Genomic DNA, 3,842 nt, shown 5'->3' with positions numbered 1-3,842 from the left:
TAGGTTCAGCCCCTAGCAGTTTGAACAGAATTACAAAGAATGCAGGATAATGGGCAAAGCTTTCACATTTTGTTACCTTTAAATCCCAATCTTTCAGCAAGCATTCGATCGGCAACCATGCGAACCCATTACTGCGGCGAACCTAGAAGCGAACATATTGGACAAACTGTCACCTTGTGTGGATGGGTAGACCGTCGCCGCGACCACGGGGGGGTGATATTTTTAGATTTGCGCGATCGCACCGGCATCGTTCAAATTATCAGCGACCCAGTGCGGACGCCTGACTCTTACGCAGAGGCGGCAAATCAGCGCAACGAATACGTCCTCAGAGTTACGGGTCGAGTCAGCAAACGTCCCGAAGACTCGCTCAATCCTCGCCTCCCGACTGGCGAAATTGAAATTTACGCAGACAAAATTGAACTGCTCAATCAGGTATACAAGCAGCTGCCCTTCCAAGTAGGGGCGGGAGACACAGAATCCCTGCGCGAAGACTTGCGATTGAAGTATCGCTATCTAGACTTAAGACGCGATCGCATGACTCGCAACCTCCAGTTGCGTCACCAAGTCGTCAAAGCCATCCGTCGCTACCTGGAAGACATCGAAAACTTCATCGAAATAGAAACGCCGATTCTCACCAAATCGACTCCCGAAGGCGCACGGGATTACCTCGTACCCAGCCGCGTCAATCCCAGCGAGTGGTATGCGCTTCCTCAGTCGCCGCAGCTATTTAAGCAAATGCTGATGGTATCCGGCTATGACCGTTATTACCAGATTGCTCGTTGCTTCCGAGATGAAGATTTACGCGCAGACAGACAGCCAGAATTTACTCAGTTAGATATGGAGATGAGCTTCATGTCTCAAGAAGAGATTCTCCAGCTCAACGAAAGTTTAGTTTGCCATATCTTCAAAACGGTCAAAGGCATCGACTTACCCCGCCCCTTCCCGCGCCTGACTTATGCAGACGCGATGGATCGCTACGGGTGCGATAAACCAGACACCCGCTTTGGCTTAGAACTTGTCAACGTTTCCGATTTGCTGAAAGATTCTGGGTTTAAGGTATTTTCCGGCGCTGTCGCCTCTGGCGGTATCGTCAAAGTATTGCCCGTTCCTGGCGGAAACGACGCCTTCTCCAACGTGCGGATTAAACCAGGCGGTGACCTATTTAAAGAAGCTAGCGAAGCCGGTGCTAAGGGTCTTGCCTATATTCGCGTGCGAGATGACGGCGAACTCGACACCATTGGCGCGATTAAAGACAACCTCACCGAAGCGCAAAAACAAGAATTGCTAAGTCGCACAGGTGCAAAACCCGGTCATCTTTTGCTATTTGGTGCGGGCGATACGAATAAGGTTAATAAAACCCTCGACAGATTGCGCCAGGTGATTGGTCGCGAATTGGGACTCATCGATCCTGACAAAAACAACCTGCTTTGGGTGACAGACTTCCCCATGTTTGAGTGGAATGCGGATGAGAAGCGCCTAGAAGCGCTGCATCATCCGTTTACGGCTCCCCATCCTGATGATTTGCACGACCTGAAGACGGCACGGGCGCAAGCTTATGACCTGATTCTCAACGGCGTGGAAGTTGGCGGTGGAAGTCGGCGGATTTACCAGCGCGAGGTTCAAGAGCAGGTGTTTGAAGCCATTGGCTTAGGGAAAGAGGAAGCGTATGCCAAGTTTGGATTTCTCCTAGAGGCATTTGAATACGGCACGCCGCCACACGGGGGAATTGCCTACGGTTTAGACCGCTTGGTGATGCTCTTAGCAGGGGAAGAATCGATTCGGGATGTGATCGCTTTCCCGAAGACGCAGCAGGCTCGTTGTTTATTAACCGATGCGCCCTCTGGTGTCGATGGGAAGCAGTTGAAGGAATTGCACGTCGCTTCGACATACAAGCCGAAATCCAACGAAAAAGAAAAGCAGTAACTCGCGCGATCGCGACAAAGGTTTAGAGGCGCACAATTCTCATTGTGCGCCTTCAAAATGTTTGGAAAATAAAACATGGAAAGTAAAGCAGAGGCATGAGGAAAAGATAGCGATCGCTCCTTCATCTTCCTCAATCTCTCCAAAGACTATTAAGCTTCAAAATCAAAGATGATGAAATCGTCTAAGCATTCTAACATCGCAGACTTAACTCGTTCGTGTTCGGGATGTGGCAGATAGACATCACGGGCAGCTATGCTCTCAAATGTCATCAAAAATCCGTGGTTATAGCCCTGGTTCAGCCCCTCGTGACTAGAATAGGCTCCCCCAGCATAGTAGGTAATACCTGGAATTAATTGCTGAAGTTCACCCAGTTGGTTTAACAAATCTGCAATCTTTTCCTGCGTTATTTCTGGTTTAAATTTGAGCAGAACCATGTGTTGAATCTGAGGCATTTGCTTAGGTTACTAATAGCAGAGTCTCTAAAAGCTTAGCTGGGGACAGAAAGAACATACAGCCAGACGCGATCGCTCTCAATAAAATTCAGTCACAAGCGATCGCCCCTTAATCCTGCTTCTTTGGGTGCTTGCTGTCTTCAACAAATTCACTCGCAAGACCAAATGGTTCTCAATTATTCTGCTGCTTGTGAGCTGCTTGCTGCACTTGCTCTATGGTTGAAAGTCGCGGCTGTACAGACAAAGGCCACAACCTAACGTCAGACGCTTCGTGCCTGTGAAGAATAAATTGCACGGTATACATCTATAGGGGCGTACAGCCGTGCGCCCCTACAATAATTGCAAGCAGATAGCGAAAAAGCACAAGAAAGGAGAAATATTCATGCGATCGCGCTTGAGATGGCTGTTGTCAGTTATCAGCGTCCTCAGTGGTTGCGCCTACATCAGCAGCGCAACTCCTTCTGTACAAGCCGCTCAAACCATCGTGGTTCGGAAAGGCTCCTCTACTGAATCCATCAATATCGCGGATCTCCGCCAGCTTGCGGAAACGGGAACCACCCCATCGTCTTTGAGAAGTTTTGCAAGAAACCTGTCTTCGCAACAACGAAGCCAAATTCTGTCAGCGCTGAGGGCAAAATTTGATATTGATGTTGTGCAAGTGAGTCGGTTACTCGATACTCAAATTGGTAGCGCGATCGCATCTTCTTTGGCTAGTACAACATCGCGTCAGGATAATGTCGGAGTGCTAGATGTGCGATCGGGACTCGTATTAGGGGCTAGGGCACCAGAAGGACTGTCTTTACTCAGCTTTATCGAAGCTTATCCCCGTCAAACGCTTGATATAGACTTAAGTCGGGCGTTTAAAGTTGTCGAAAATTTTAACAGCGCTTTTTGGCAAACTCAGTGGTTTATGGCAGAGATTGCCCCCCAACTGACTGTCAAGCGCCCCCAACTTAATTTACCTTTCGATCCCACGCTACCGGGAACGGCATCCGTGCAGGTGCTGAACTTGAAACTCAATGATACCCAGCGCCGCCGGGAAATTCCCCTTGATGTTTACTGGTCGGAAGCGGCTTCTCCGGCTAAACCGATAATTGTTCTATCGCATGGCTTAGGTTCGGTTCGCACCGATATGCGCTACCTGGCAGAGCATTTGACATCCTATGGCTATGTAGTGGCAGCCTTAGAACATCCTGGGAGTAACGAAAGTCATGTGAAGCAGGTAGTTAGAGGCAAAGCTCCCTTATTGGATGCTCAGGAGTTTTTGAATCGTCCCAAGGATATCAGTTTTGTTATCGACGAACTAGAAAAGCTGAATCAAGCCGGGGAACTTCAGGGGAAACTGGCACCCGATCGCGTCATGGTAATCGGGTATTCTCTGGGGGGTAGTACAGCTTTATCGGTTGCGGGTGCCGAGTTGCAATTAGCGTCTTTAAAAGAGCGCTGTAAAGGGAATGTAATTTCCTT

General features: G+C 49.0%; 3 protein-coding genes. 2 read left to right on the top strand and 1 reads right to left on the bottom strand.

Annotated features, from left to right (window positions below; all coding sequences use genetic code 11):
- The first annotated feature begins 117 nt into the window (after positions 1 to 117).
- Positions 118 to 1,923, top strand: a complete 1,806-nt coding sequence (aspS, locus tag H6F50_RS06890) for an aspartate--tRNA ligase (protein WP_190427842.1) — start codon at positions 118 to 120, stop codon at positions 1,921 to 1,923.
- 149 nt (positions 1,924 to 2,072) lie between these two features.
- On the opposite strand, the gene H6F50_RS06885 is transcribed toward aspS, so the two are convergent.
- Entirely contained in the window at positions 2,073 to 2,375 is a 303-nt protein-coding gene (locus H6F50_RS06885) for a Dabb family protein (RefSeq protein ID WP_190427840.1), read from the bottom strand.
- Positions 2,376 to 2,757: 382 nt separating this feature from the next.
- Between H6F50_RS06885 and H6F50_RS06880 the strand changes: the two genes are divergently transcribed.
- Positions 2,758 to 3,842, top strand: a 1,085-nt coding sequence (locus H6F50_RS06880; RefSeq protein ID WP_190427838.1) for an alpha/beta hydrolase, incomplete at its 3' end; no start/stop codon positions are given.

Source organism: Coleofasciculus sp. FACHB-712 (assembly GCF_014695635.1).
GTDB lineage: Bacteria > Cyanobacteriota > Cyanobacteriia > Cyanobacteriales > FACHB-T130 > FACHB-T130.
Note: the sequence above shows the minus strand (reverse complement) of the source record. Positions and strands in the feature narration are given on the sequence as shown.

Bases quoted from the DNA above. Each gene is read 5' to 3' on its own strand.
- aspS (WP_190427842.1), top strand. From the start codon at position 118: ATGCGAACCCATTACTGCGGCGAACCTAGAAGCGAACATATTGGACAA.
- H6F50_RS06885 (WP_190427840.1), bottom strand. From the start codon at position 2,375: ATGCCTCAGATTCAACACATGGTTCTGCTCAAATTTAAACCAGAAATA.